At 36.4% G+C, this 272-nt stretch carries 1 protein-coding gene; it reads right to left on the bottom strand.

Translation table 11 applies throughout. From position 1 onward, the window contains the following. Positions 1–272, bottom strand: a 272-nt coding sequence (locus R2R70_RS20345; RefSeq protein WP_410978952.1) for a HAMP domain-containing protein, incomplete at both ends; no start/stop codon positions are given.

Below are 272 nucleotides of genomic sequence, written 5' to 3'. Positions count from 1 at the left end.
GTTAAAGTCTCGACCAAGTACCCCTAGCTCATCTTTTCTATTAGTTGAAATAGCAGCACGTGCGCTTAAATCGCCAGAAGATAGTTTTATAGCTGCTTTTTTAAGGCTGTTAATTGGTGCAATTAAGTTACGACTAAACAAAAAGCTCAAAATTAAAGAGGCAATAATTGCAATAGATACTTTGATCCAGCCGGGCATTAGCTTTAAGCGTATAAACAGAGGTGGCTGATTGTTTATGTCTATTTCATATAAATAAAATACTCCTTCGGGGA

Source organism: Cobetia sp. SIMBA_158 (genome assembly GCF_046566945.1).
GTDB lineage: Bacteria > Pseudomonadota > Gammaproteobacteria > Pseudomonadales > Halomonadaceae > Cobetia > Cobetia amphilecti.
Note: the sequence above shows the minus strand (reverse complement) of the source record. Positions and strands in the feature narration are given on the sequence as shown.